General features: G+C 70.2%; 26 protein-coding genes. 13 read left to right on the forward strand and 13 right to left on the reverse strand.

Annotated elements, in window-relative coordinates; genetic code table 11:
* Positions 1-18: 18 nt before the first annotated feature.
* The 4 genes from PGB26_RS02900 to PGB26_RS02915 form a co-directional block, all read right to left on the reverse strand.
* Entirely contained in the window at positions 19-2,925 is a 2,907-nt protein-coding gene (locus PGB26_RS02900; RefSeq protein ID WP_271638799.1) for an exo-alpha-sialidase, read from the reverse strand.
* An 86-nt stretch (positions 2,926-3,011) separates the two neighbouring features.
* Positions 3,012-3,932, reverse strand: a complete 921-nt coding sequence (locus PGB26_RS02905) for a DUF4862 family protein (protein WP_271638800.1) — start codon at positions 3,930-3,932, stop codon at positions 3,012-3,014.
* The gene (locus PGB26_RS02910; RefSeq protein ID WP_271638801.1) at positions 3,932-4,576 is read right to left on the reverse strand and encodes an N-acetylmannosamine-6-phosphate 2-epimerase; all 645 of its coding nucleotides are present in this window, start codon (positions 4,574-4,576) and stop codon (positions 3,932-3,934) included. The genes PGB26_RS02905 and PGB26_RS02910 overlap by 1 nt, the downstream gene beginning before the upstream one ends.
* A gap of 212 nt (positions 4,577-4,788) precedes the next feature.
* Positions 4,789-6,297, reverse strand: a complete 1,509-nt coding sequence (locus PGB26_RS02915; RefSeq protein ID WP_271638802.1) for an SDR family NAD(P)-dependent oxidoreductase — start codon at positions 6,295-6,297, stop codon at positions 4,789-4,791.
* Between the two features lie 69 nt (positions 6,298-6,366).
* On the opposite strand from PGB26_RS02915, the gene PGB26_RS02920 reads away from it, so the two are divergent.
* The 3 genes from PGB26_RS02920 to PGB26_RS02930 are packed head-to-tail and all read left to right on the forward strand — an operon-like array spanning position 6,367 to position 8,021.
* On the forward strand, positions 6,367-7,446 hold the full coding sequence (locus PGB26_RS02920) for a M4 family metallopeptidase (RefSeq protein WP_271638803.1): 1,080 nt from the start codon (positions 6,367-6,369) through the stop codon (positions 7,444-7,446).
* Positions 7,418-7,774 carry a protealysin inhibitor emfourin gene (locus PGB26_RS02925; RefSeq protein ID WP_271638804.1) on the forward strand — a complete coding sequence of 119 codons (357 nt, stop codon included), beginning with the start codon at positions 7,418-7,420 and terminating at the stop codon, positions 7,772-7,774. The genes PGB26_RS02920 and PGB26_RS02925 overlap by 29 nt, the downstream gene beginning before the upstream one ends.
* A gap of 34 nt (positions 7,775-7,808) precedes the next feature.
* Positions 7,809-8,021 (forward strand): hypothetical protein, encoded by a 213-nt coding sequence (locus tag PGB26_RS02930; protein ID WP_271638805.1) that lies wholly within the window; start codon positions 7,809-7,811, stop codon positions 8,019-8,021.
* Positions 8,022-8,035: 14 nt separating this feature from the next.
* On the opposite strand, the gene PGB26_RS02935 is transcribed toward PGB26_RS02930, so the two are convergent.
* Entirely contained in the window at positions 8,036-8,344 is a 309-nt protein-coding gene (locus tag PGB26_RS02935; RefSeq protein ID WP_271638806.1) for a hypothetical protein, read from the reverse strand.
* Positions 8,345-8,398: 54 nt separating this feature from the next.
* On the opposite strand from PGB26_RS02935, the gene PGB26_RS02940 reads away from it, so the two are divergent.
* Complete coding sequence (locus PGB26_RS02940) at positions 8,399-9,115, forward strand: ribonuclease H family protein (RefSeq protein WP_271638807.1); 717 nt, start codon at positions 8,399-8,401, stop codon at positions 9,113-9,115.
* A gap of 45 nt (positions 9,116-9,160) precedes the next feature.
* Positions 9,161-9,541 (forward strand): DoxX family protein, encoded by a 381-nt coding sequence (locus PGB26_RS02945; protein ID WP_271638808.1) that lies wholly within the window; start codon positions 9,161-9,163, stop codon positions 9,539-9,541.
* 3 nt (positions 9,542-9,544) lie between these two features.
* Here the strand turns inward: PGB26_RS02945 and PGB26_RS02950 are convergent, their stop codons facing one another.
* Positions 9,545-10,576: a mechanosensitive ion channel family protein gene (locus PGB26_RS02950; RefSeq protein WP_271638809.1), complete on the reverse strand. Its 1,032-nt coding sequence runs from the start codon at positions 10,574-10,576 to the stop codon at positions 9,545-9,547.
* 95 nt (positions 10,577-10,671) lie between these two features.
* On the opposite strand from PGB26_RS02950, the gene PGB26_RS02955 reads away from it, so the two are divergent.
* Positions 10,672-11,055: a DoxX family protein gene (locus PGB26_RS02955; RefSeq protein ID WP_271638810.1), complete on the forward strand. Its 384-nt coding sequence runs from the start codon at positions 10,672-10,674 to the stop codon at positions 11,053-11,055.
* A gap of 15 nt (positions 11,056-11,070) precedes the next feature.
* Here PGB26_RS02955 and PGB26_RS02960 read toward each other — a convergent pair whose 3' ends face one another.
* Positions 11,071-12,051, reverse strand: a complete 981-nt coding sequence (locus PGB26_RS02960; RefSeq protein ID WP_271638811.1) for an SRPBCC family protein — start codon at positions 12,049-12,051, stop codon at positions 11,071-11,073.
* A 1-nt stretch (position 12,052) separates the two neighbouring features.
* Entirely contained in the window at positions 12,053-12,439 is a 387-nt protein-coding gene (locus tag PGB26_RS02965) for an ArsR/SmtB family transcription factor (protein ID WP_271638812.1), read from the reverse strand.
* A gap of 122 nt (positions 12,440-12,561) precedes the next feature.
* Between PGB26_RS02965 and PGB26_RS02970 the strand changes: the two genes are divergently transcribed.
* A complete protein-coding gene (locus tag PGB26_RS02970) occupies positions 12,562-12,996 on the forward strand; it encodes a CBS domain-containing protein (protein ID WP_271638813.1) in 435 nt (144 codons plus the stop codon).
* Positions 12,997-13,034: 38 nt separating this feature from the next.
* On the opposite strand, the gene PGB26_RS02975 is transcribed toward PGB26_RS02970, so the two are convergent.
* From PGB26_RS02975 to PGB26_RS02985, 3 genes are all read right to left on the reverse strand, one after another.
* Complete coding sequence (locus PGB26_RS02975) at positions 13,035-14,678, reverse strand: ABC1 kinase family protein (protein ID WP_271638814.1); 1,644 nt, start codon at positions 14,676-14,678, stop codon at positions 13,035-13,037.
* A 26-nt stretch (positions 14,679-14,704) separates the two neighbouring features.
* Positions 14,705-15,283, reverse strand: a complete 579-nt coding sequence (locus tag PGB26_RS02980; protein WP_271638815.1) for a PadR family transcriptional regulator — start codon at positions 15,281-15,283, stop codon at positions 14,705-14,707.
* Positions 15,284-15,357: 74 nt separating this feature from the next.
* On the reverse strand, positions 15,358-16,173 hold the full coding sequence (locus PGB26_RS02985) for an IclR family transcriptional regulator (RefSeq protein WP_271638816.1): 816 nt from the start codon (positions 16,171-16,173) through the stop codon (positions 15,358-15,360).
* Between the two features lie 79 nt (positions 16,174-16,252).
* Here PGB26_RS02985 and PGB26_RS02990 point away from each other — a divergent pair, with 79 nt between their 5' ends.
* The 4 genes from PGB26_RS02990 to PGB26_RS03005 all read left to right on the forward strand — a co-directional run bounded on the left by PGB26_RS02990 (position 16,253) and on the right by PGB26_RS03005 (position 20,766).
* Positions 16,253-16,477, forward strand: coding sequence for a heme-binding protein (locus PGB26_RS02990; RefSeq protein ID WP_271638817.1), 225 nt, complete (start codon positions 16,253-16,255; stop codon positions 16,475-16,477).
* Complete coding sequence (locus PGB26_RS02995; RefSeq protein WP_271638818.1) at positions 16,474-18,651, forward strand: malate synthase G; 2,178 nt, start codon at positions 16,474-16,476, stop codon at positions 18,649-18,651. The genes PGB26_RS02990 and PGB26_RS02995 overlap by 4 nt, the downstream gene beginning before the upstream one ends.
* Before the next feature lie 181 nt (positions 18,652-18,832).
* Positions 18,833-20,416, forward strand: a complete 1,584-nt coding sequence (locus PGB26_RS03000) for an SDR family oxidoreductase (RefSeq protein WP_271638819.1) — start codon at positions 18,833-18,835, stop codon at positions 20,414-20,416.
* 140 nt (positions 20,417-20,556) lie between these two features.
* Complete coding sequence (locus PGB26_RS03005) at positions 20,557-20,766, forward strand: hypothetical protein (RefSeq protein ID WP_271638820.1); 210 nt, start codon at positions 20,557-20,559, stop codon at positions 20,764-20,766.
* Positions 20,767-20,805: 39 nt separating this feature from the next.
* On the opposite strand, the gene PGB26_RS03010 is transcribed toward PGB26_RS03005, so the two are convergent.
* Entirely contained in the window at positions 20,806-21,042 is a 237-nt protein-coding gene (locus tag PGB26_RS03010) for a DUF3072 domain-containing protein (RefSeq protein WP_271638821.1), read from the reverse strand.
* Positions 21,043-21,140: 98 nt separating this feature from the next.
* On the opposite strand from PGB26_RS03010, the gene PGB26_RS03015 reads away from it, so the two are divergent.
* Together PGB26_RS03015 and PGB26_RS03020 are read left to right on the forward strand one after the other, a co-directional pair.
* Entirely contained in the window at positions 21,141-21,515 is a 375-nt protein-coding gene (locus PGB26_RS03015) for a DUF4186 domain-containing protein (RefSeq protein WP_271638822.1), read from the forward strand.
* Positions 21,516-21,605: 90 nt separating this feature from the next.
* A complete protein-coding gene (locus PGB26_RS03020; RefSeq protein WP_271638823.1) occupies positions 21,606-23,102 on the forward strand; it encodes a SulP family inorganic anion transporter in 1,497 nt (498 codons plus the stop codon).
* A gap of 173 nt (positions 23,103-23,275) precedes the next feature.
* On the opposite strand, the gene PGB26_RS03025 is transcribed toward PGB26_RS03020, so the two are convergent.
* Positions 23,276-24,619, reverse strand: coding sequence for an HNH endonuclease (locus PGB26_RS03025; RefSeq protein ID WP_271638824.1), 1,344 nt, complete (start codon positions 24,617-24,619; stop codon positions 23,276-23,278).
* Between the last annotated feature and the right edge of the window lie 165 nt (positions 24,620-24,784).

Below are 24,784 nucleotides of genomic sequence, written 5' to 3' on the forward strand. Positions count from 1 at the left end.
CGACGCGCCGTCAGGGTGTCAGCCGAGCAGCTTCCAGGCGCCCGGGCGCTTGCCCGAGGTCTTCGCGACCGGCTCGTCGCCGCGGGTCCACCAGCGCGCCTCGTAGCGGTGTCCGTCGTGCACGACCACGTCGCCGGCGAGGAACACGCGCGTCGATGTCCACAGCACGTCGCCGTCGGTGTTCACCGCGATCTCCTGCCAGGCGCCGGTGGGCTTCGAGCCCGGCTTCTCGCCGCGCGTCCACCAGCCCGCCTGCCAGAGCCTGCCCTGGTGGGTGACCCGGTCGCCCGTGAGGTACACCGATCCGGATGCCCAGAGCGGTGCGATCGGCAGGGTCAGCTCGCTCGCCTCTGCCTGAGCGGTGGCGTCGAGGCTGCCGTTGGATGCTGTTGCGGCGAACCCGTCGGCCGAGACCTTGCCTGCGGCGATGTCGTCGACGGTCAGCGTCACCACCTCGGGCTCGAGCTGCCCGGTCGCGCCCTTCGCGAGGCCGCCCAGCTCGTCGCCGTCGGCCACGACGTCGTCGAGCACGACGTTGCCGGTGTTGCGCACCGAGCGCGTCCAGGTGACGGTGTCGCCGGCATCGGCGACGCCGGTGCCGTTGGCATCCGTCCACTCGCCGCTGACCGAGCCGGCGAGCGCCGGGGCGCGCGTGATCACGTCGACCTCTCCGCCGGTGACCGCGATGTCCCTCGCGGTCTGACCCGCGGCCTCCAGCCGCCAGGTGGTGTCGGCGGTGAAGTAGCCACGGTCCACGTCGTCCTGCGTCACGGTGTGACGCGGGGTGGCGCAGGTGTACCCGCCATCCTTCGGCAGGTTCTGGTAGCGGCAGTTTCCGGCTCCCGGCGCCACGAACGGCGCGAACGGACCGGCGACGGGCGCCACGGTGACCGTGCCGGGAGTCGCGTTGTCGACCCGGAACGAGTACGGCACCTGCTCGCCGACGGCGTACGGGTCGGCGGTCAGGTCGCGGCCGGTGTCGGTGCGCTGTCCGCTGATCTCGGCCGAGAGCAGGCCGTCGCGCAGCAGAACCGCCGCGCCGGTGTGGCTCACCGTGACGGGCGCGAGGGAGCCGCCCGTGATCGTGAACGAGAACTCGGGAGCGAACCAGCCGCGGTCGATGTCCTCCTGGGTCAGCGTGCGGCGCGGAGTGGTGCAGTTGTACGAACCGCCCACGGCCAGGTTCTGCCAGCGGCACGCGGTCGGCGCGAAACCGGTCGTGAACGTGTTCGCAGCCGGGGTGAGCGTGCTGACCACGTTCGAGGTGCCGACGACGCGCACGGTGAACGCGAGCTGCTCGCCCGCCGTGTACGGGTCGGCCACCACGTCACGGGCGGGCGAGGTGCTCGTCACGCTGAGGGTCGCCCCGAGCTTCGCGTTCAGCGGCAGCTGCAGCGTGGCCGTGCCCTGGCTGACCCGGCCGTCCCCGGCGGTGAAGGCGGCCTGCAGGCGCTGCGCGCCCTCGGCGCCGGCGGGCGCGGTGACCGTCACGTCGACCGTGACGCTGGCGCCGGGTGCGAGGGCGGTGACCGCGGCGTCGGATGCCGTCCAGCCGGCCGGTGTGTGGAATGACACGGTGCCGGTGAGCGCTGCGTCCTCCTGGTTCGTGACCGTCACAGGCACGGTCTTGGCGACGCCCGGCTGCAGCGCCGTCTCGGGCACCGAGACCGGTGCGCAGACCGCGTTGAGCCATGCCTGGTCGAAGGACGAGAACCGGATCTGGTCGGTGTAGTTGCCCTCCCACAGCACGCCGACGCGTCCGTCGCCGATCGCCGTGGCCGACGAGTAGCCGAAGAAGCCCGGCTTCAGCGTGCGCAGGCCCGGCCACGTCTCGCCGTCGTCGCACGAGAGGCGCACGGCGCCGTTCACCCGGTCGCCGTTGGCGCCGTTGTTCGAGTTCGTGAAGATCAGCTTGCGGGCATCCGCGCTGCCCTGCGGGGCATCCGGGTGCAGCCGCGTGATCGAGGCGTTGTTGGTCGGGTCGGGCAGTTCGGCGTCGCGCGTCACCGCGCCGTACGTCGCGCCGCCGTCGGTCGAGATAGCGACCTTGCGCTGGCGCCCGTTCGAGCTGTCTCGCGAGTTGAGCATGACGCGGCCGTCCGAGAGCTCGACGGTCTTGTTCTCGTCCATGCCCTTGCCGACGAAGGCGCCGCGCTGCCAGGTCGCGCCGTGGTCGTCGGAGTACACCGAGTACGCCTGGATGGCCTCGCTGCCGTCGGCCTGGCGCACGTGCGCGGCGTACTGCTGGATGAGACGCCCGGCGTGTGCACCGTAGCGCAGCTGGATGCCCTCGCCCGAGGTCGCGAACACGCCGCGCACGTCACCCGCGACGGGCTGGTACGTCCCGTTCACGACCGTGCCGCTGGCGGGCTTGACGACGTCGGTGATCAGCTCGGGCTCGCTCCAGGTGACGCCCTGATCGTCGGAGTGGATGACGGCGGCGCTGATGATGTTGCGGTCGGCGTCGTCGTTGCCGTAGCGGCTGCCCTGGAAGCTGACGTCCTTCGAGTAGACGAAGAAGGCGAACACCCGGCCGGTCTCGTGGTCGATGACGTAGCTGGGGTCGGAGTAGCCGTACTTCGGCGCGGCGGCGTCGCCCGCGGCGATGATCTGCAGATCGCTCCACGTCTTGCCGTTGTCGGTGGAGCGGCGCTGAATGATCGAGTTGGGGTTGGGGGCGTCGGCCGCGCTGCCGGGGCGCGCATCCCATGAGGCGAGGATTACGCCGTCGCCGAGGTGGGCGAGCGCAGGGATGCGGTAGAAGAAGTTCTCGGCCGTGCGGTCGGCGCCGAGGTTCTGCTCCTGGTAGCTGCCCGGAGGCAGGGTGGGATCGGTGAGATAGCCGGGGGCGGGTGCCGCGAAGGCGGCCTGCGCCGGGATGCTGAGCGCGAGCGCCAGCGCTCCGACGACGGAGGTGAAGAGCATCCTGCCCCGCCGGGAGCGGCGGAATGAGGACTCGGTACGGCATTGCATGGACAGGCCTTTCTGTTCGTGCGGGGAGCGGGGTCTGGTCAGGGCGCGGCGGCCGAGAGCACCTGCAGGTGGCGCTCGGCGACGCGCAGCACCTCGGCTGCGGTGGTCGCGTCGGGGCGCCGGCTCACCTTGAGTCCCAGCGACGGCGCGTCACCGGCCGCGCGCACGGCGGCGTGCAGGCGGTCGTCGGTGAGCAGCGATTCGGCGTCGGGGTCGAGGGATGCGAAGGGGTGGTGGGCGTCGATCCACGGCCCGCTGTACGGGCCCTCCCGGTCGGACGCTCCGGAGAGCACGAGCGCATCGAGGAGTCCGCTGTTTGCAGCGGCCGCGATCTGCTCGGCGACGGCATCCGGGTCACGCAGCTCGATCGCCGAACGGCCCCAGTTCATCCAGAGTCCGACGTCGGCGCCGGATGCCCGGATCGCCGAGATCTCGCCGTGCAACGGCAGGAAGCCCTTCTCGGGGGTCTGACCCGGCACGTGCGCATCGCAGTGCTCGATCACCAGGCGGGCACCCGACCAGTCGAGCGCGCCCAGCTCGGCGAGCGAGCGCGCCAGCGCGTCGGCATCCGCCTCACCGCGCGGCGCGGTGTGCAGCTCGACGACGGCGACGTGCGCGGCGCTGTGCTCGCCGATCTCGGCCGCATCCGCGGCCACACGGCGCAGATCGGCGATGGCCGCCCGCCGGCCGTCGGCGTCGGTGGAGGCGATGCCGTATCCGGGGGTCGCCAGGCGGCGCATGACGAAAGGCAGCGGCGTGAGAGCGAGCGCGACGGCGGGCGCGTTCGCGAGGAACCATGCGGAGTCGTGCGGATGGATGCCGTCGATCCACGGCACCTCGAGCGCCGCGACGCCCGGCAGCTCGGTGAGCCCGCACAGCACCTCGTGCTCGACGGCGGGGTCCCAGTTCGCGAAGGCGGGCGACAGCGGATACGCGCTGACGACGACGGGGCGGGTCATCAGCGCGCCGTGCGCGATGCGTCGTCGACCGCGCCGGCGAACCACGAGGTGATCGTCGCGGGATGGGTGATCGCCGTGCCCACGCACACGGCGAAGGCTCCGGCGGCGATGGCCGCGGCGGCTTGCGCGGGCGTGTGCAGGCGGCCCTCGGCGATGACCGGACGCTCGCAGGCCGCCGAGATCAGCGAGATGAGCTCGAGATCGGGGCCGTCGGTCTTCGTCCGCTCGCCGGTGTACCCCGACAGCGTCGTGCCGAGGAAGTCGGCGCCTGCGGCCTCGGCGGCGATCGCGTCGTCGAGTGAACCGCAGTCGGCCATCACCAGCACGTCGCCGTGCACGCGGAGGCCGCGGATCGTCTCGGCGAGGGTCAGCCCGTCGGGACGCGTGCGGCGGGTGCCGTCGATGGCGATGATGTCGGCACCGGCATCCATCACGGCCCGTGCGTGGTCGAGGGTCGGCGTGATGAACACGTCGTCGTCGCCGTCCTTCCAGAGGCCGATGATCGGCACGTCGAGGTCGGCGACGGCGCGGATGTCGGCGATGCCCTGCACCCGGATGCCCGCACCGCGAAGGCGCACGGCGACATGCTCGACGCGGTGCGCGCCGGAGACGTCGAGGCGTATCGCCGAGCCGTCATCGAGCATTACGCGCCCCTGCAGCGCGTGCTCGCCCAGTCGTCCTGACCCGCGCCCGGCTGCGGGCGGGCGACGGCCGCGCTGTGCGCGATGCGATGCGGTGCGTTTCGGGGGCCGACACTCCAGGTGTCGGACACATCCCGCGAGAACGTCCGACATCTGGCGTGTCGGCCCCCAGAACGTAACGGCGCACGGGCCGCCGAGCCGCCGGGCCGGTCGGGTCACCAGGGGCTGGGCCGGTAGTCCTTCAAGAACACGCCCTGCAGGTCGACGCCGGCCTCTCCCTGCACGATCGGGTCGTACACGCGCGCGGCTCCGTCGACGAGGTCGAGCGGGGCGTGGAAGCCCTCTTCCGCCAGGCGCACCTTCGTGAAGTGCGGGCGCTCGTCGGTGATCCAGCCGGTGTCGACGGCTGTCATCAGGATGCCGTCGGTCTCGAGCATCTCGCCGGCACTCGTGCGGGTCAGCATGTTCAGCGCAGCCTTGGCCATGTTGGTGTGCGGATGCCCCGGGCCCTTGTACCGGCGCGAGAACTGCCCCTCCATCGCCGAGACGTTGACGATGTACTTGCGCCGCGCGGTCGACGCCGCCATCGACGCCCGCAGCCGGCTGATCAGCAGGAAGGGCGCCGTGGTGTTGCACAGCTGCACCTCGAGCATCTCGAGCGGGTCGACCTGCTCGACCGACTGCACCCAGCTGTTCACGCGGTTCACGTCGGGCACCAGCCCGCCCGCGTCGATCGCCGTGCCGTCGGCGTGCTTGACGAGCGACGACGAGCCTGGCGCCATGGCGAGGCGTGCGAGGTCTTCCGCCGTGAGCGCCTGCCCGCCCTGCTCGGCGACCGTGCCGCCGAGGGCGGCCACCGAGAGCAGCGGATGCGCGTCGACCGACGCCTGCAGCGCCTGCGGGTGGGGGTCGGCGGTGTGCCCGAAGGTCTCCATCTCGGGCAGCGGCCCGTCGGGGAGCGGCTGCAGTTCGGCATCCGCCAGCAGCGAGTACGCACCCGGCGAGCGCCGCACGGTCTGCGCCGCGTTGTTGATGAGGATGTCGAGCGGCCCCTGGGCCGCGACCGAGTCGGCGAGGCCGATCACCTGCGCCGGGTCGCGCAGGTCGATGCCCACGACGCGCAGCCGGTGCAGCCAGTCCGACGCGTCGGGCAGCGACGAGAATCGCCGCACGGCGTCGCGCGGGAAACGAGTCGTGATGGTCAGGTGCGCCCCGTCGCGCAGCAGGCGCAGCGCGATGTGCATGCCGATCTTCGCGCGCCCGCCGGTGAGCAGGGCGCGTCGGCCGGTGAGGTCGGTGCGGGCGTCGCGCTTGCCGTGGCTGAACAGCGCGCACTCCGGGCAGAGCTGGTGGTAGAACGCATCCACCCGGGTGTACGGCTGCTTGCAGATGTAGCAGTTGCGGGGCTTGAGCAGTTCACCGGCGCTGGGCGCGTCGGTCACCCGCGAGCTGAGGTCGAGCCCGCGGGTCTCGTCGTCGATGCGGTCGGGCGCCCCGGTCGCGGTGCGCGCGACGACGGCCTTGTCGGCCTCAGCGATGGCATCCCGGATCTCCTTGCGGCGCGCGCGCTTGACGGCCTTGAACATGTTGGCGGTGGCGCGGCGGACGGCGAGGTAGTCCGGATGCTGCTGATCGACCTCATCGAGCGATGCGAGCACCCGAAGGGTGGTGGCGAGGTCGTCGGGGTCGATGCCGGAGGCAGGCAGTGAGGGGGCATCGGTCATTGGGCCGATTCTACGCGGCCCGGCTGAGACCCCCTGGGCGCTGTCGGCACCCCGGCGTATGGTCGGCACATGAGCACCTCCGATGCTGCGCACACGACCATCCGCCAGGGAATCGTACCCGGCTATCTGCTGGCCCGGCTGGCGCGTTCCGAGCGCTATCCGCGCGCCGCCCAGGCCGCACGGCAGACGCTCATCGCGGGCCGCCCGGCCTTCCATGCGGCGCTCGAGCTGTCGATCGACGCGAACGGAGCACTGGTCGCCGAGGTGACCTCGGCGCCGACCCGCACGATCTTCGATGCGCAGAACACCGAGACCCTGCCGGGGCTGGTCGTGCGCGCCGAAGACGACGAGCCGGTGGCAGACGACACGGTGAACGAGGCGTTCGAGGGGCTGGGGGCGACCTTCCAGATGCTGCTCGACGCGTTCGAGCGCGATTCGCTCGACGGTGCGGGAGCTCCGCTGCACGCCACCGTGCACTACGGCGAGGACTACGACAACGCCTTCTGGGACGGCTCGCGCATGGTGTTCGGCGACGGCGACGGCGAGGTGTTCGTGGGCTTCACCCGCTCAATCTCGGTGATCGGTCACGAGCTGGGTCACGGGGTGATCCAGAGCACGGCCGGGCTCGTCTACCGCGACCAGTCCGGCGCGCTCAACGAATCGATCGCCGACGTGCTGGGGGCTCTGACCGAGCAGCATCTGCTCGGACAGACGGCCGATCAGGCGTCGTGGCTTGTCGGCGAGGGCATCTTCACCGACGCCGTGCAGGGCCGGGCTCTGCGCTCGATGCTCGAGCCCGGCACCGCCTATGACGACGATGAGCTGGGCAAGGATCCGCAGCCCGCGCATATGCGCGACTACGTGCAGACCGTGGAGGACAACGGTGGCGTGCACATCAACTCCGGCATCCCGAACCGGGCCTTCGCACTTGCGGCGACAGCCCTCGGCGGGCACGCGTGGGAGGGCGCAGGTCTCGCCTGGTACCGCGCGCTCACGGGCGACCTGTCGTCGACGGCGGATTTCAGCGAGTTCGCCGAGAAGACCATCACCGCGGCGGCCGGCATCGGGGCTACCGTGGAGTCAGCGGTCCGCGACGCGTGGACCGCGGTCGGAGTCATCGATGGTGCACGAGATCGAACCCCCCGCTGACGGGGCCGGAACCGGTGATGCGCAGGATCGCATCGTCGTCGCCGTGGTGCGCACCGGCGGCATCGCCGGACTCCGCCGCCGGTGGCGGGCGGAGCCGGCACCCGAGCAGACGCCGAGCTGGATCGAGCTCGTCGACCGCTGCCCGTGGGACGAGCACCTGGATCCGGATGCCCGTGGCGCCGACCGCTATGTGTGGAGCATCCATGCGCGAGTGCGCGACGAGCAGCGCGAGCAGGTCATTCCCGACACACGTCTCGAGGGTGCCTGGCGCGAGCTCGTCGATGCGGTGCGCGACGCCGACACCCACGCCGACGAACCCACGCGGTGAGCCCGACAGCGCAGGCGCGGAGGAGAATGTAGACATGGGATTGTTCACACAGAAGCCGCAGGAGCCCAGTGCGTGGGCCGCGCTGCCCGGTGAGCCGATCGACGAGACGAACCCGACCGAGCAGCTCGACGAGGCCCCCTCGCTCGACCTGCTGGATGTGGGCCTCAGCGCGCAGTACTCCACCATCGTCTTCCCCGTGAAGGCGCCTGCGCCGGAGGCGGCCGACGTCGCCGACGCGGGCGAGTGACGCCCGCGTAGCGGTCAGCGCTTGCGGGCGCGTCGGGACGCGACGAACAGCACCGCGCCGCCGGCCAGCAGCGCCGCCACGGCCGCGATCCGCATGGGCAGCAGGTCTTCGGTGTAGCGCGAGGTGAACGACACAAGCGCCAGGAAGAACCCGGCTGCGAGCAGCACCGCTGATCCCAGCCAGGTGCGCAGCGGCATCCGCCGCGCAGCGCCCTGCTGTCGGCCGCTGCCGGGGCTCGGCCGGTGGAACATGCGCGCGATGACGATCACGACCAGCGCGATCACGACCACGATGATCGCGGTCTTCAGCGCGAATCCGGTCACTCCTCGAGGGTACCCACTGCGGGCGGTGTCTCACCGACGCCCTACGGTTGAAGGATGACGATCACCGCCGCCGCCGACGGCTCCGCCCTCGGCAATCCGGGCCCCAGTGGCTGGGCCTGGTACATCGACGACGACCGCTGGGCCGCCGGCGGTTCACCGCACGGCACCAACAACCAGGGCGAGCTGCAGGCGGTGCTCGAGCTGCTGCGCGCGACCGCCGGCGTCGACGAGAAGCTCGTCATCGAGTGCGATTCGCGCTATGTCATCGACTCGGTGACGAAGTGGATGCCGGGATGGAAGCGCCGCGGCTGGCGCAAGGCCGACGGCGCTCCGGTGCTGAACCGCGACCTGCTCGAGGGCATCGACGAGGCGATGCGCGGCCGCGACGTGGAGTTCTCGTGGGTGAAGGGGCACGCCGGGCATCCGCTCAACGAAGCTGCCGACGAGCGCGCGAACGCCGCCGCGAAGGCGTATCAGCAGAAGCAGGAGCCGCGTCGGGGACCCGGCTTCGCCTCCGCCGCCGATGCCGGTGCCGCTCTCGCCGGGGCGATGGCGGTGTCGGGCTCCAGCTCGGCGCGTGCCACTCCCGATGCCGCGCTGCTGTGGGCCGAGCCCGCCGATCTTCTCGACGGGCTCGACGAGTTCGACGCAGCCGCATCCGCTCCCCTCGAGCTGACCATCTCGCTGACCGGGGCCGAGCACGCGCGTCTGCGCGACCGCGCCGACGCGCAGGGTGTCTCCCTCGAAGAGGCGCTGCGCCGACTGATCTGAGCTCGCGCGACCCGACAGCGGACGCTGCCTGCGTACACTCGCGGAATGGCATCCGTTCCGCAGACGATCACCCGCACCGCTCTCGGCGGGCTGCTGCTGTTCACCGGAGTGGCGCATCTCACCTTCGGCCGACGCGGGTTCCGCGTCGCGGTGCCCGATTGGGTGCCCGGCGATCCGGACACGACGGTGGTGGCGTCAGGATGGGCTGAGATCGCACTGGGCTCGGCACTGCTGCTCGCGCGGCGGCGCCGGCGCGGCATCGGCCGCCTCATCGCGCTGTTCTTCATCGCCGTGCTGCCCGGAAACGTGTCGCAGTGGACGCATCACCGCAGCGCCCCGGGCCTCGACACCGAGATGAAGCGGTTCGGGCGCCTGTTCCTGCAGCCGGTGCTGGTGCTGCTGGCCCTGTGGTCGACCCGCGACTGACGCTCAGCTCTCGAGCGAGACGCGTGTGCGCGGCAGGGCATCCGGATGCTCCTGCTGCAGCCAGGTCATCATCTGCTCGCGGACGTCGCAGCGCAGGGTCCACAGGTCATCGGAGTCCTTGGCCGAGACCGTGCAGCGCACGGTGACGAAGCCGCCCTGCGAGTCGGTGACGACCACGCCGCTGCTGCGGCGGTCCCAGGCCTCGGAGGCCGCCACGATCTCGTCGAACTTGGCGCGCACGGCATCCATCGGCACCCGCCAGTCGAGGTCGAGGTAGACGGTGCCGAGGATGGCGTCCGAGCGGCGGGTCCACGTCTCGATGACGTTGGTCGTGAAGTAGCTGCAGGGGATGACCAGGCGGCGCTCGTCCCAGAGATACACGACGATGTACGACAGGTTGATCTCGCCGATCCGGCCGAACTGCTCTTCGATGACGACGACGTCGCCCACGCGGATCGAGTCGGTGAAGGCGATCTGGATGCCGGCGATGAGGTTGCCGAAGATCGACTGCGCCGCGAGTCCCGCGATCACCGAGACGATGCCCGCCGAGGCCAGCACGCTCGTGCCCACCACTCGCAGCGCCGGGAACGAGAACAGCGCCATGCCGACCGCGATCACCGCGATGAGGACGACGGTGAGCCGCTGGATGATGAGGATCTGGGTGCGGCGGCGACGCAGGTCGGCGCCGGTGAAGGTCGCCTTCTCGCGGGTGAGCAGGCCTTCGAATGCGAACGAGGCGACGGTGCCGAGCAGCCAGGCGCCGGCGAGGATCGTGCCGATCAGCAGCAGGTGCGAGACGCCCGGCCACCAGTCCTCCCGCGCCGGCTGAGTGACGGATGCGGCGATCCAGAGCGCGACGATGAGCACGACCACCGCCCACGGGCGGCGGGCACGACGATAGAGGTCGCGCGTCCAGGCGGCCCTGCGCCCGACCAGCGAGGTGATGGCATGCGGGGCGAGCACGGCGGCGATCGCGGCCGCCAGGGCGATGGCGACGGCGACGGCGGTTCCGGTCCACGAGGTCCAATCGAGCATCCCTCCACGGTAGGCGCAGCCCGGGCGCGAAGCTGTGTGCCCGGTGACCGGCGGCGGGCCGGCCTCGGCTTCCGCACGGCGCGTACCATCGGGGCATGACGTCTCCCGCTCGCATGCTCGCCCGTATCGCCCTCGGCGGATTCCTCACCTTCGCCGGGGTCAGCCACCTCACCGTCGCGCGCAAGGAGTTCCAGGCGCAGGTGCCCGACTGGGTGCCGCTCGACCCCGACACCACGGTGGTGGCGTCGGGTGCGGTCGAGATCGGCCTCGGCACCGCGCTGCTGTTCGCCTGGCGCCGGCGCCGGCTGGTCGGGGTGCTGACCGCGCTGTTCTTCCTCGCGATCTTCCCCGGCAACGTGTCGCAGTGGACGCATCACCGCGACGGGTTCGGGCTCGACACCGACATGAAGCGCTTCGCGCGACTGTTCTTCCAGCCCGTGCTCGTGTGGCTCGCGCTGTGGAGCACCCGCCGCGGCTGAGCGGACCCGTGTCGGTCAGACGGTGAGCACCGCCGACTCGAGCCGCCGGTACGAGGCCTCCATGCCGTCGGCCATGCCGGTGGCGAGGATCATGTCGCGGGTCTCTTTGTCGGGGTACTCGATGAGCACGGTGACGAGCGTCGCGCCGTCCTCCTCGTAGAGGTTCAGGTCGTTCAGCGTCTCGGGGCCGTCTGTGCCCTGCATCCGCTCGGTCGTCACCGCGCGACGCGGGGCGTCGACGAGCAGCGTCTCGCCCTCGAAGCCGAACGGCTCGCCCTCGGTGTCGCCGACGGGCGCCCACGAGTTGCGGAAGCTCTCGCCTGGCTCGTTGCCGACGACGCACTCGGTCATCGCCCATCCGTCGGGTCCGAGCATCCATCGCTTGATCAGCTCGGGTTCGGTGTACGCGCGCCAGACCAGCTCGCGCGGGCCCTCGACGAGCCGGGTGATGCGCACGTGCGTGTCGTCGAGCAGTTCGACGCGCGTGCCCTTGCCCTGGGCGTAGTCGCGCAGATCCTGCAGCACGGCGTCGAGCTGCGACATCGCCATGCGGGTGCCCTCGACGGCGCCCATCGCGACGATCTGCTCGAGCGCCTCGAGCGAGGCGAAGTGGCTGGTGTTGCGCATGCGCGTGCCGGTGGGGGTGGGTTCGAAGGTGAACTCCATGCGCATCGCGGGCAGGTCGTCGTTGGCGTTGCCCTGCTCGTCGGCGAACCCGTCGAGCACCTCGAAGCGGTGTGGCTGCTCGATGGCGAGGAACTCCCAGTACCCGGATGCCTTCTCACCTCGCGGTCCGTGCATCGTGTAGGTGGCGCAGCCGCCCACCTGGTGGTCCCACGAGGTGAAGGTCGCCGGCCAGCTCGGCGGGCCCCAGAAGCGGCCGAGCTGCTCGGGGTCGCTGTAGACGCCCCAGACGCGCTCGATCGGAGCGGCGAGATCGGCGATCACCGTCATGGTCAGGTTCTCGTGGTCGGTGATGATGTCGGTGACAGGCATGTCAGTCTCCTTTGACGTGGTTTTCGGGGTCTTCCTGGGCCGGTGAGCCTGTCGAACCGCTCGCCAGCAGGTCGTCGAGCCGGGCGATGCGTGCCCGCCACAGCTCTTCGTATCGGGCGAGAAGCGCCCGCGCACGGGCGATCATCTCGGGGTTCGCGCGGACGAGCCGCTCGCGTCCCTCGGCGCGCTTGACGATGAGGCCGGCCTCTTCGAGGACGGCGACATGCTTCTGCACCGCCGCGAACGACATCTCGTAGTCGCTCGCGAGGGTGGAGACGGAATGCTCGCGCTCGATCGTCCGGCGCAGGATGTCACGCCGGGTGGAGATCGCGAGCGCATGGAAAACACGGTCGATCTCCGCTTCGCTGAGTTCTGTTTGTACAACCATTTGGTTGTACGTTAGAACGACCGGAGGCTGCTGTCAAGAACTTTTCTTGCGATCCCGATTCCCAGCCCGTCGATGTCGAAAAGGCCGCCGCCGGAGGCCAGGATGCCGACACCATCCGCAAGTTGGTCACTCACTCGCAGGCCGCGGGGACACTGGAGGGTCACTACTCCGAGTCGATCGCCAGCGTGATCGACCTGAGCGCCCGGCGCGTCGGCGACGTCGTCCGATCCGACCGCGCACCGACGTCCGTCCCCGCGACGGCGACCGTCGCCGAGGTGCAGGCCGTGGCGGCCGAGTCCGGCCACCTGCGCATCCTGGTGGGCGAGGGGCCGTCGTCCCGGGTCGTGCACGTCCGCGACACCCTCTCCGCGCCCGCGCTCACGAGCGCCGATGCCATCGCTCGTGACGCGCTCGTGCTCGCGCCGTCCGCGTCGGCGTACGACGCGCTGGCGCAGATGCGCCGCGATCGCGTGCAGTTGGCGACCGTGGTCGACGAGGGCCGCCTGCTGGGCGTGGTCACCCTCGACGATCTGCTGCAGGAGGTTCTGCCCGCCTGACACGGCTGCGACCGCGCCGCACGCCGTCTTCGGCCCGCCTACCGCTTGCCGAAGATGGCGTGCAGCAGCGGCACTGCCGACGCGCACATCAGCCCGACGCCCCACCCCGATGCGGGCTCGAGCAGCAGCACGCCGCCGATCAGCATCCCGCCGAAGAGCACGGCGGACACCGCGCGATACGCGACCCGGATGATCCGGTCGAGGCGCAGCTCGAGGCTGGAGATGTCGAAGGTCAGCGACCCGGAGTCGAGTCTGTTGAGGACGGAGTCGACGCGGGCCGGCAGGCGCCAGAGCGTGGCGGCGTTCGCCATCGTCTGATCGCGCATGTCCTGCATGAGGTTGCCGCCCTCGTCCCGCAGCAGCTTGGTGGCGTACGGCTCGACCGGCTCCCAGATGTTGAATGCCGAATCGAGCGCGCTGCACATGCCCGACGTGAGCGACACGGCGCGAAGGAGCAGCAGCAGCTTCTCGGGGAACTGCACGGGCAGCGAGCGCACCGTCTCGCCGAACTCCATCCCGAACCTCTGCAGCTCACGCGGGTCGACATCGCGCAGCTCGTTGAAGCCCATGCCGCCGAAGCGTGCGAAGAGCACTGAGAGGGCGCGCTCGAGCTCGACGGTGTTCGTCGAGGGCAGCAGCACGCCGATCTGCTGCGCGGCGACGATCATGCCGTGACTGTCGCGCGCGGCGACGGCGATGACGAGGGTGCGCAGGCCCGCCCGGATGCCGTCCGGCACCTCCGCCATCATCCCGAAGTCGATGAAGGTGAGACGCCAGTCGTCGCCGTCGAGGGGCGTCACGAAGACGTTGCCGGGGTGGGGGTCGGCGTGCACGAACGAGTGGGTGAAGACCTGGTCGAGCATCACCTGGGCGAACACGTGGGCGACGTCGGCGGGGTGGATTCCGGCCGCGCGCAGCGCCGCCGTGTCGCTGATCTTGATCGCAGTGACGTCTTCGAGCGTGAGCACGCGGCGCGTCGAACGCTCCCAGACCACCGCGGGCGCGCCGACTCGGGCATCCGCAGCGAAATCCGACGCGAAGCGCTCGGCGCTGGCCGCCTCGTGCAGGTAGTCGATCTCCTCGTGGCAGGTCGCGGCGAACTCCTCGACGAGCGCGGGTGCGTCGACGCGCGACGACACCGCACGCACGCGCGACGCCCAGCGCGACACCCGGCGCAGCGCCGCGAGATCGACCGCGACGATCTCGTCGATGCCGGGGCGCTGCACCTTGACGATCACGCGCTCGAGACCGGTGTCGGCCGCGTCGGCAGCCGACAGTGTGGCGCGGTGCGCTTGACCGAGGGATGCCGCGGCCACCGGCTCCGGGTCGAACGACGCGAACGCCTGTGCGAGTGGCATCCCGAGTTCCGCTTCGGCGGCGGCACGGATGTCGTCGAACCGCTCGGCGGGAACCTCGTCCTGCAGGTCGGCGAGCTCGGCGGTGATCTCGGGCGGCAGCACGTCGAGACGTGACGACATGAACTGCCCGACCTTGATCATGAGCCCGCCGAGCTCGACGGCGAGCGCGCGGAAGCGTCGAGCGAGCCGCAGCATCCGGGCATCCCGCGTGCGATCGGCTACGCGGCCCAGCCCGAAGCGCGGCAGCACGAGCTCGAACCACCAGATCTGCGCGAACGCGCGTGCCGCGAAGCGCAGGATGCGGCGATAGCGAGCCCGATGCACTGCTGCCGAACCCCCTTCTGGCGCGGTCACCCCTCGGCGAGGATCGCGTACAGCCTACGCCGGGCGTCTTCGAGGATCTCGACGCCCTGCTTCACCTGATCCGGGGTGCCGGTGCGGCCCAGCTGCGCGGCCGCGCTGGCGAGCTCCATGCCCGCCTTGGGAAGGCCGCCGAGAGGGCTCGACCCGCTTCCGCCGCGCTGACCGGCGCCCTCCCAGGGGGCCGGCCTCGCGGCCAGCGCCTCGGATTCGGCGATCCCGGCGTCGGTGAGCGAGTAGGTCTTGCGACCGCCCTGCTCGTCGGCGCTGATGAGACCCTCGTCGGCGAGCAGCTGCAGGGTCGGGTAGACCGAGCCCGCGCTGGGCTTCCACGCCCCGCCCGAGCGCTCGCTGATCTCGCTGATGATCTGGTAGCCGTGCATCGGCCGCTCGGCGAGCAGCGAGATGACCGCCGCGCGCACGTCACCGCGCGCCATGCGCGAGCCGCCGGTGCGCTGCTCGAATCCGCTGCGCAGCTGCTCGACGGCCTCCCACACGCCGGCGAGCGGATTGCCCGCACCGTTGCTCGAGCCGAAGTTGAACCCACTGGAGGGGAACGATCCGTTCATGATGACCTCCTGTTGTTGAACGATGCTTAACGATATGTCGTTGAGTGTCGTTCGGCAAGAGGTTGTTCACCCGATTAAACGCCGTCGGCTCCGGCCCGTTCGGCCGCGAGCTCGGTGAGCTCCGCCGCGGCCTCGTGCAGCGCCCGTACGACCTCGACGACCGTCGCATCGGTGATCCGCGCCGCAGGCCCCGAGACCGACACGGCAGCAGGCTGACCCAGCCCCTGCACCGAGACGGCGATGCAGCGCACGCCGACCTCCTGCTCGCTGTCGTCGGCGGCGAACCCGCGCCTGCGCGCCCGGCGCAGGTCGGTGATGAACGCCTCTTCGTCGGTGATCGTCTGTGGCGTGAAACGCGGCAGGCCGGTGCGGGTGATCAGCGCGCGCACCTGCCGCTCGGGCATGGTCGAGAGCATCGCTTTGCCCACGCCGGTGGAGTGCGGCAGCACGCGGCGGCCGATCTCGGTGAACATGCGCATGCGCTGGCGCGAGGCGACCTGCCCGGCGTACAGCACGAGGTCGCCGTCGAGCACGGCGAAGTTGGCCGTCTCGTGGAATCTGTCTTCGAGCCGGCGCAGCAGCGGCTGCGCGGCATCGGCGAGCGGCGGCACGGCGTGCCTGCCGAGCGAGATCAGGCTCGCGCCGAGCGCGTAGCGGCGGTCTTCGAGCTGGCGCACGTAACCGAGGTGGTACAACGTGCCGAGCAGGCGATGCGCGGTGGGCACCGCGAGTCCGGTGCGAGCGGCGATGGATGCCAGCGACGCCTCCCCTCCGGATGCCGACAGGGCCTCCAGCAGCGAGAACGCACGCGCCACGGACTGCACCATTCCGGCCGGGGCGGTGCCGCTCGATGGGGTGCGGGGCCCTGGGGTTGCAGCTGTTCCCTCCATGAGTTCCATCATATGAAATCGCCGCTCCGAAAGATGCGCCGGTGCCTAATCTGGAACTGCACTTTTGGAGGGGAACGACATGACGACCACGCGCACCGCCCTCATCCCCGACGTGTTCGCCGTGGCCCTGCCCCTGGGCACGGGAGGGCTGCTGACGACGATCGACGGCGGTCTGCCCATCTACTTCGGCGACGAGCACGCCGGTGGCCTCGGGGTCGCCGGCGGCACCCCCGCGCAGGACGCGGAGATCGCCCTGGAGACCCTGCGCCGGATCGGCGCTCGAACAGAAGGAATGGAATTATGACCTCGCACCTCAGTCGCGCCGATCTGTCGGTCGCCGCCCCCATCGTCGAGTTCGCCGAGGCGGCGCTCGCCGAGAGCGGGCGCGACATCGACGAGTTCTGGGCCGGCGCCAGTGCGATCATCCACGACCTCGGCCCCCGCAATGCAGAGCTGCTGGCGAAGCGCGATGAGCTGCAGCAGAAGATCGACGAGTTCCACCGCGCCAACCCCGGCATGCCCGAGAAGGACGCGTATCGCGCCCTGCTCACCGACATCGGGTACCTGGTTCCAGAGCCCGCCGACGTCACCGTCACCACTGAGAACGTCGACCCCGAGATCGCGACGATGGCCGGCCCCCAGCTGGTCGTGCCGCTGCTGAACGCCCGCTTCGCGATCAACGCCGCCAACGCCCGCTGGGGTTCGCTGTACGACGCCCTCTACGGCACCGACGCCATCGACCAGTCCGGCGAGCTCGCGCCCGGCAAGGAGTTCAACTTCGCCCGCGCCGCCGCGGTCGTCGAGCGCGGCCGCGAACTGCTCGACCAGATCGCTCCGCTCGCCGAGGGATCGCACCGCGACGCCACCGGCTACGCCGTCGACGCCGACGGTCTGATCGTGCGCACCGCCGACGGCGACCGCCGCCCGACCGACCCGTCGGGATTCGTCGGGTACACCGGTGAGGCGGATGCCCCGGCGGCCGTGCTGCTGGTGCACCACGGTCTGCACGCCGAGATCGTCATCGACCGCTCGGGCCGCATCGGCGCGACGGATGCCGCCGGTGTGCAGGACATCATCCTGGAATCGGCTATCACGACGATCCTCGACCTCGAGGACTCGGTCGCGGCCGTCGACGGCGAGGACAAGGCGCTCGGCTACCGCAACTGGCATGCGTTCATGGACGGCTCGATCAGCGAATCGGTGACCAAGAACGGCCGCACCTTCACCCGCGTGCCGAACGCCGACCGCGTCTACACGACCGCGGACGGCGGCGAGATCACCCTGCCGGGTCGCGCGGTGCTGTTCATCCGCAACGTCGGCCACCTCATGCGCACGCCCGCCGTGCTCGACCGCCACGGCGAGGAGGTGTTCGAGGGCATCCTCGACGCGATCATGACGTCGCTCGGCTCGCTGCCCGAGCTCGAGGGCCCGAACAAGGGCACCAACTCGCGCACCGGATCGATGTATATCGTGAAGCCGAAGATGCACGGCCCCGAAGAGGTGGCCTTCGCCGTCGAGCTGTTCGGTCGCGCCGAGCAGCTGCTGGGCCTGCCTGCGCGCACCATGAAGATCGGCATCATGGACGAGGAGCGCCGCACGTCGGCGAACCTCAAGGCTGCCATCGCTGCGGCATCCGACCGCGTCGCCTTCATCAACACCGGATTCCTCGACCGCACCGGCGACGAGATCCACACCTCGATGCATGCCGGGCCGTTCCTGCCGAAGGCGCTGATCAAGCAGCAGCCGTTCATGAAGGCGTATGAAGACCGCAACGTCTCGATCGGTCTGGAGTGCGGGCTGGGCGGGCACGCGCAGATCGGCAAGGGCATGTGGGCAGAGCCCGACCTCATGCACGACATGCTCGAGAAGAAGATCGCCCACGTGCAGTCCGGCGCCTCCACGGCGTGGGTGCCCTCGCCGACCGCCGGAACCTTGCACGCGCTGCACTACCACCAGGTCGACCCGATCGCCGTGCGGGCGACGCTCGCCCCCACCGGTGACAAGGCGCTCGACGCGCTGCTGGTGCCGCCGCTGGCCGGCGAGGGCGACCTCACGCCCGAGGTCGTCGCGCAGGAGATCGACAACAACGTGCAGTCGATCCTCGGCTACGTGGTGCGCTGGATCGATCAGGGCATCGGTGTCTCGAAGGTGCCCGACATCCACGACGTCGGACTGATGGAAGATCGCGCCACCCTGCGCATCTCGAGCCAGCTGCTGGCCAACTGGCTCACCCACGCCGTGATCACCGAAGAGCAGATCGACGACAGCCTGCGCCGCCTGGCCGTCGTCGTCGACGAGCAGAACGCCGGCGACCCGAACTACGAGAAGCTCGCCTTCGCCGAGGGCGAGAAGCCGGGCATCGCGTATACCGCGGCCCGTCGCCTGATCGTCGAGGGCGCCGCGCAGCCCAGCGGATACACCGAGCCGCTGCTGCACGGCCTGCGTCGTGAGAAGAAGGCCGAGCAGGCCTCGGGCTGAGGTCGGTTCGCTCTAGGGGGATGGGCGGCTAATTCGGGTGAGCGGCGCCTCGGGTGAGCGGCGCCCGGGTCGTTCGGCGCCCCCGGGCGGGCGGCGAGCGCAGCCGACCGGTGGGATGGCAGACGCGGCGCCCGGCGTCAACCCATTCCGCCGGCCCGGGCATCCGACCTACTCTCTTCTCATGAGCGAGCTCACCGCCCCGACCGGACGCGAACCGGCGCTGCGCGCCATCCCCCGAGACGACGGCTCGGCACCGCGCGTGCTGGTGTTCGGCGCGACCGGATACATCGGCGGGCGCCTCACCCCGCGACTGCTGAACGCCGGATACCGGGTGCGGGTGCTGGCCCGCGACGCGGCTCGCGCGCAGTCGTTCGCGTGGGGTCCCGACGTCGAGATCGTCGAGGGCGAGGCGCAGGATCGGGATGCCGTCGCCGAGGCCATGCGCGATGTCGACGTCGTCTACTACCTGGTGCACTCGATGACCGGCGGGAAGGACTTCGAGGAGAAGGACACGGCGGCTGCCGAGTCGGTGGCGGATGCCGCGGCCGCGGCCGGCGTGAGCCGGATCGTGTACCTCGGCGGGCTGCATCCGGACGACGTCGAGCTCTCGCCGCACCTGCGCTCGCGGGTGCGGGTGGGCGAGATCTTCCTCGAGTCCGGTGTGCCGACGCTCGTGCTGCAGGCGGGTGTGGTGATCGGGTCGGGGTCGGCGTCGTTCGAGATGATCCGGCACCTGACCGATGTGCTGCCGTACATGCCCGCGCCGAAGTGGGTGCGCAACCGCATCCAGCCGATCGCGATCCGCGACGTGCTGCACTACCTGCTGGCCGCCGCACGCGTCGACGAGTCAGTGAACACGGCGGTCGACGTCGGCGGCCCCGACGTACTGCGCTACGGGCAGATGATGAACGGCTACGCCCTCGAGGCCGGGTTGCGGCAGCGCGCGATCGCGTCGCTGCCGGTGCTGACTCCGCGGCTGGCGTCGCACTGGGTGAATCTGGTCACGCCGGTGCCGCGGTCGATCGCCCGCCCGCTGGTCGAATCGCTGCAGAACGAATGCGTGATGAAGAATCATGCGATCGACGACCTGATCCCCCGCCCCGAGGGCGGCCTGACGCCCTACCGGAAGGCGGTCGCGATGGCGCTCGGCCGGGTGGATGCCGACGGCGTCGAGACCAGTTGGCAGGATGCCGAGGTGTCTGGCGCGCCGAGCGATCCGCTGCCGAGCGACCCTGATTGGGCCGGGCGCACGGTGTTCACTGACGAGAGATCGGTGAACACGACGGCGCCGGTGGCCGAGGTGTGGCGCGTGATCACCGGCATCGGCGGCGAGAACGGCTGGTACTCCTCCCGGTTCCTCTGGGCGGTGCGCGGTGTCATGGACCGCGTGATCGGCGGTGTCGGTCTGCGTCGGGGGCGGCGCAGCCGCTCGACGGTGCGGCCCGGCGATGCCGTCGACTTCTGGCGGGTCGAGGCGGTCGAGGAGCCGCTGGTGCTCGAGTCGGGCGAGGGCTCTCGAGGTGGTCTGCTGCGGTTGCGGGCCGAGATGATCGTGCCAGGGTCGGCATGGCTCGAGCTGCGGGCTGTTCCGGATGCCGACGGCACCCGCTACGAGCAGCGCGCGGTGTTCTTCCCGCGCGGACTGCTCGGCCGGTTGTACTGGCTGGCGGTGCTGCCGTTCCACGGCTTCATCTTCACCGGCATGGCCGCGCGCATCACCGCCGAAGCGGAGGGCGGGGCGAGCAAGGCCGATCGCGGTCATTGAGCAGGCGGTCGTTGAGCGAGCGCCAGCGAGTCGAAACGCCGCCGACAAACGACCCCATCACCCGAGAGGGTTTGTCAACGGGCATCCGGAGCGCATCCCGGGATGACACGCTGAACCTCCACCGACAGACGGGAGTCACGATGTCCGATCCCACGCCGTTCCCCACCGACCCGATGAAGGCCGAGGGCACCGACCCCGACCTGAGCAAGGATGACGACTCGCGTCAGGCATCCGGCGCAGCAGACGAAGACCGCCCCGACGACCGCGAGCCCACTCACGACGAGCAGATGCGCGACCGCAGAGCAGCCGAGCAGCAGGACTTCGGCGAGAAGTACACGAACATCGACTGATGGCCGCGTCGCCGGCGCACCGATGGTGCGCCGGCGGCGTCACGACGTGCCGCGGCCCGACTTCTGCTGCAGACGCTCGATCTGCTCGGATGCCTGGGCCTTGTTGAGGTCACCGGGCAGCTCCTCGCCGGCCTCGCGAGCGAGGGTGTCGAGGTAGCTCCGCTGGGGCGCGGTCATCGGCTCATCGCCCGTGACCCAGTCGGACGGATCTTTCGCCGCGGGGTTCTGCGGGTCTTCGGCGCCGAGGGTCTCTTCGGAATCATTGATGTCAGACATGCGGCGAGCGTACGCCGCGTCACCGACACCCCGAGCGGGATTGACAATCGCCTCTGCCATCGGCGCCGATGTCGGCGCCGCCCGTCACAATGGCTGAGATGAGCGACGACCTGGATGACCGGCTGCGCCGGATCGGGCAGCATCCGTTCCGGGCGCGGTTCCATCTGCGCGGGCGTGACAGGGCGATCGTCGATCTGCGCGGCATCGAGACCATCCGCCGACACGCCCGCGAGATCGTCGATCAGCGGCTCGCGCCGGCCGAGCCGCGCAACGACGGCAAGCAGACGCCGTACCGCGGGCACCCGGTCTTCGTCGCGCAGCACGCCACCGCCACCTGCTGCCGCACCTGCCTGTCGCGCTGGCATGGCATCCCCAAGGGGCACGCGCTCACCGACGGCGAGCGCGAGTACGTCGTCGAGGCGATCAGCCGATGGATCGTCGCGGAGTATCTGCCGAAGACGCCGCCGGCGTGACCCGGGAGCGCGGAGCACGAGCAGCATCCGTGGCATCCGCTCTACTCTGGAACGTCTGCCTCATCCCTGCGAGGCGCGCTCAGGAGCCGCATGTCCACCGCATCCGTCGATGACCCCGCCCGCTACCGGCCGAACCCGTCGGTGCTGACCGCGCTGAAGAGCCCGCGGATGCTGACCCGCGAGGTGCTCGCCGGTCTCGTCGTCGGTCTGGCGCTGATCCCCGAGGCGATCGCGTTCTCGGTGATCGCGGGGGTCGACCCGAAGATGGGGCTGTTCTCGTCGTTCATCATGGCGGTGTCGATCGCGTTCCTCGGCGGTCGGCCCGCGATGGTGACCGCGGCGACGGGCGCCGTGGCGCTGGTGATCGCGCCGGTGGCACCGACGTACGGCATCGACTACTTCATCGCCACGGTGATCCTCGCCGGGGTGTTCCAGGTGATCCTCGGAGTGCTGGGGGTGGCGAAGCTGATGCGGTTCATCCCGCGCAGCGTGATGGTCGGGTTCGTGAACTCGCTGGCGATCTTCGTGTTCAGCTCGCAGTTCCCGCAGCTGATCGACGTGCCGTGGCTGGTGTATCCGCTGGTCGCGCTGGGCATCGCGGTGATGATCGTGATGCCGCGCATCACCAGGGTGATCCCCGCGCCGCTGGTCTCGGTGGTCATCGTCACGGGCGTCGTGCTCGCCTTCGCGATCGCGGTGCCGACCGTGGGCGATCAGGGCGAGCTGCCACGCAGCCTGCCGTCGCTGTTCATCCCGAATGTGCCGCTGACCTGGGAGACGTTCACGATCATCGCACCGTTCGCACTCGCCGTCGCGCTGGTCGGGCTGATGGAGTCGCTGCTCACCGCGAAGCTCGTCGACGAGATCACCGACACCCACTCGCGCAAGGGCCGCGAAGCGTGGGCGCAGGGAGTGGCGAACATGCTGTCGGGCGCGTTCGGTGGCATGGGCGGATGCGCCGTGATCGGCCAGACGATGATCAACGTGAAGGAGTCGGGGGCGCGCACCCGCATCTCGACGTTCTGCGCCGGCGTCTTCCTGTTCCTGCTCGTCGTCGTCTTCGGCGACTTCGTCGCGACGATCCCGATGGCGGCGCTGGTCGCGGTGATGATCATGGTGGCGATCGGCGCCTTCGACTGGCACAGCGTGCGCCCGTCGACTCTGAAGCGGATGCCCAAGAGCGAGACCTTCGTGATGGTCTCGACCGTCGTGCTCGTGCTGCTGACCCACAACCTCGCCGTCGGGGTGGTCGGCGGCGTGCTGGTCGCGTCGGTGCTGTTCGTGCGGCGAGTGGCGCACCTGGTCACCGTGACGCGTTCGGTGTCTGACGGGGTCGCCCGGTATGTCGTGGAGGGCGAGCTGTTCTTCGCCTCGAGCAACGACCTGACGACGCTGTTCTCGTACTCCTCCGATCCCGACCGGGTCGTCATCGACCTGTCGGGATCGCACGTGTGGGACGCCTCGACCGTCGCGGCGCTGGATGCCATCGAGACGAAGTACGCCGCGTACGGGAAGTCGGTGGAGATCGTGGGGATGAACGACGCGAGCGGGGTGTTTCACGGGCGCTTGAGCGGCGGGTTCGAGTAGGGAAGAACTCACGCCTGCACGAACGCCACCGCCCGCGCCGGCGCGCCGTCGCGCTGCAACGCCTGGCCCCTGCTGACGCGCTGAGCGTGCCGAAGTACCCTAGCCCCACATGCGGCAGGCACCACAGGTAGCGGATGCGCCGTGACCGCGCGGACGATCACCGACGCGCAGGATCAGGCTGCGATGTCGAATCGTGCTCGGCCACCCCGGCGCGGCGCGCGGGCAGGGTCGACGTGTGGTGGTGGCACGAACCAGACAGTGTTGCCGTGTCCGGGTGGGTCGATGCGGATGTCCCATCCGTTGTCGTGGATGCGATGATGACAGGTCTCGCAGAGCAAGACTCCATTCGCCAGGTCGGTCAGTCCGGCGTCGCGTTGCCACCATCGAATGTGATGCGCCTTGGCCATGCCGGGCGGCAGCCCGCACATGGCGCATCCGCCGTCGCGTTCGGCGAGAGCGAGACGCTGGACCGGGGTGAACAGTCGTCGCCTACGCCCCCAGTCGAGCACTTCACTGTCTCCGCCGAGAACGCACGGGATGATCCCGCCGTCGGCGGCCATCCGGCGAGCGGCGCTGATGCTGATCGGCTGATCGATCCCGTCGATCGTCGCCGAACCGGTGCCCGCCTGGAGGTCCTGCAGAGTCATCCGCACCACCACCGTCGCCCCTGCGAGCGCGGGCGTCTGCGCGGTGCAGCCGAGCATGTGTGATCCGAACAGGCTCAGAGCGTCGGCCTGCAGCGTCGGGACGGTACGGCGATCGGCATCCGGCGCCTCGGGATCCGGTGCATCCTGTCGGGCCGCGAATGCGGCGGTGACGTATCCGCGGATCGCGGTGATCACCGGGGCGGCACTCTCGGGGTCGAGCAGCGCGTTCAGGTGAACCATCCCGTCACGCTCGAACATCGTCAGTGACCGCTTGGCGCGTTGCTCTTCCGCGCGCGGCTCCACTCCGTCCGGGTCCAGCCATGCCTCGGCACGGACGATCAGCTTGCGCACGTCGTCCAAAGACAGCCCGACCGCGGCCTCGGTGAGGATCCGCTCGCCCTCGCTCGTCCGCTCAGGCCCTGCAGCGATACGGCACCGATCGAGCAGGCTGATGATGAGCCCGGCCACCTGCGAACTGACTGCACCGTCAGACAGGGCTTCCCGCACCAGCGGATAGCGCGCGGGAAGCCGATCACCGAGCAGATCCGACCGCGGAGCCGTCGCCTCCCCAACCTTGATGAGTCGAATCGCATCCCCCATCGAGACGCCGGTGGTCGCCGCGATGAGTTTCGCCGGCGTGCGGTACCCCTGCTGCTTGGCCAGGCTGCCGGCTCCAAGCTCAGGACGCGACTCGCGAGAGATCCCCGCGGCGACGTCGGCGTGCACGGCATCCAATCGACGCTTCACCATTCCAATAGCGCTGTCGATGGCGATCAACTGCTCACGGGTCAGATCCGTGGCATCTTCCGCCTCGCCCCACGATCGATCGAGCGACGACATCGCTTCGATCAACGGCGTGAGCTTCGACATGCATCAATAGTACGTGTGTTCGATACTCACGTCAACCTTTTCTCGAATCTATCTTCGATAGATATTCGAGCCACCCACGTCGCGCCCCACTACCCATCGCCCCATGCCTTGACGGGATCAGCCATCAGCTGCTTCCCGAGTGCGGTGACCACGACCCGTCCTTTC

It is taken from the genome of Microbacterium sp. nov. GSS16 (genome assembly GCF_028198145.1).
Lineage (GTDB): Bacteria > Actinomycetota > Actinomycetes > Actinomycetales > Microbacteriaceae > Microbacterium.

Bases quoted from the DNA above. Each gene is read 5' to 3' on its own strand.
- PGB26_RS02980 (WP_271638815.1), bottom strand. From the start codon at position 15,283: ATGAACGGATCGTTCCCCTCCAGTGGGTTCAACTTCGGCTCGAGCAAC.
- PGB26_RS02965 (WP_271638812.1), bottom strand. From the start codon at position 12,439: ATGGTTGTACAAACAGAACTCAGCGAAGCGGAGATCGACCGTGTTTTC.
- PGB26_RS02940 (WP_271638807.1), top strand. From the start codon at position 8,399: ATGACGATCACCGCCGCCGCCGACGGCTCCGCCCTCGGCAATCCGGGC.
- PGB26_RS02960 (WP_271638811.1), bottom strand. From the start codon at position 12,051: ATGCCTGTCACCGACATCATCACCGACCACGAGAACCTGACCATGACG.
- PGB26_RS03010 (WP_271638821.1), bottom strand. From the start codon at position 21,042: ATGTCTGACATCAATGATTCCGAAGAGACCCTCGGCGCCGAAGACCCG.
- PGB26_RS02945 (WP_271638808.1), top strand. From the start codon at position 9,161: ATGGCATCCGTTCCGCAGACGATCACCCGCACCGCTCTCGGCGGGCTG.
- PGB26_RS02985 (WP_271638816.1), bottom strand. From the start codon at position 16,173: ATGGAGGGAACAGCTGCAACCCCAGGGCCCCGCACCCCATCGAGCGGC.
- PGB26_RS02925 (WP_271638804.1), top strand. From the start codon at position 7,418: ATGGTGCACGAGATCGAACCCCCCGCTGACGGGGCCGGAACCGGTGAT.
- PGB26_RS02905 (WP_271638800.1), bottom strand. From the start codon at position 3,932: ATGACCCGCCCCGTCGTCGTCAGCGCGTATCCGCTGTCGCCCGCCTTC.
- PGB26_RS03025 (WP_271638824.1), bottom strand. From the start codon at position 24,619: ATGTCGAAGCTCACGCCGTTGATCGAAGCGATGTCGTCGCTCGATCGA.
- PGB26_RS03015 (WP_271638822.1), top strand. From the start codon at position 21,141: ATGAGCGACGACCTGGATGACCGGCTGCGCCGGATCGGGCAGCATCCG.
- PGB26_RS03005 (WP_271638820.1), top strand. From the start codon at position 20,557: ATGTCCGATCCCACGCCGTTCCCCACCGACCCGATGAAGGCCGAGGGC.
- PGB26_RS02900 (WP_271638799.1), bottom strand. From the start codon at position 2,925: ATGCTCTTCACCTCCGTCGTCGGAGCGCTGGCGCTCGCGCTCAGCATC.
- PGB26_RS02950 (WP_271638809.1), bottom strand. From the start codon at position 10,576: ATGCTCGATTGGACCTCGTGGACCGGAACCGCCGTCGCCGTCGCCATC.
- PGB26_RS02995 (WP_271638818.1), top strand. From the start codon at position 16,474: ATGACCTCGCACCTCAGTCGCGCCGATCTGTCGGTCGCCGCCCCCATC.
- PGB26_RS02930 (WP_271638805.1), top strand. From the start codon at position 7,809: ATGGGATTGTTCACACAGAAGCCGCAGGAGCCCAGTGCGTGGGCCGCG.
- PGB26_RS03000 (WP_271638819.1), top strand. From the start codon at position 18,833: ATGAGCGAGCTCACCGCCCCGACCGGACGCGAACCGGCGCTGCGCGCC.
- PGB26_RS02990 (WP_271638817.1), top strand. From the start codon at position 16,253: ATGACGACCACGCGCACCGCCCTCATCCCCGACGTGTTCGCCGTGGCC.
- PGB26_RS03020 (WP_271638823.1), top strand. From the start codon at position 21,606: ATGTCCACCGCATCCGTCGATGACCCCGCCCGCTACCGGCCGAACCCG.
- PGB26_RS02910 (WP_271638801.1), bottom strand. From the start codon at position 4,576: ATGCTCGATGACGGCTCGGCGATACGCCTCGACGTCTCCGGCGCGCAC.
- PGB26_RS02920 (WP_271638803.1), top strand. From the start codon at position 6,367: ATGAGCACCTCCGATGCTGCGCACACGACCATCCGCCAGGGAATCGTA.
- PGB26_RS02915 (WP_271638802.1), bottom strand. From the start codon at position 6,297: ATGACCGATGCCCCCTCACTGCCTGCCTCCGGCATCGACCCCGACGAC.
- PGB26_RS02955 (WP_271638810.1), top strand. From the start codon at position 10,672: ATGACGTCTCCCGCTCGCATGCTCGCCCGTATCGCCCTCGGCGGATTC.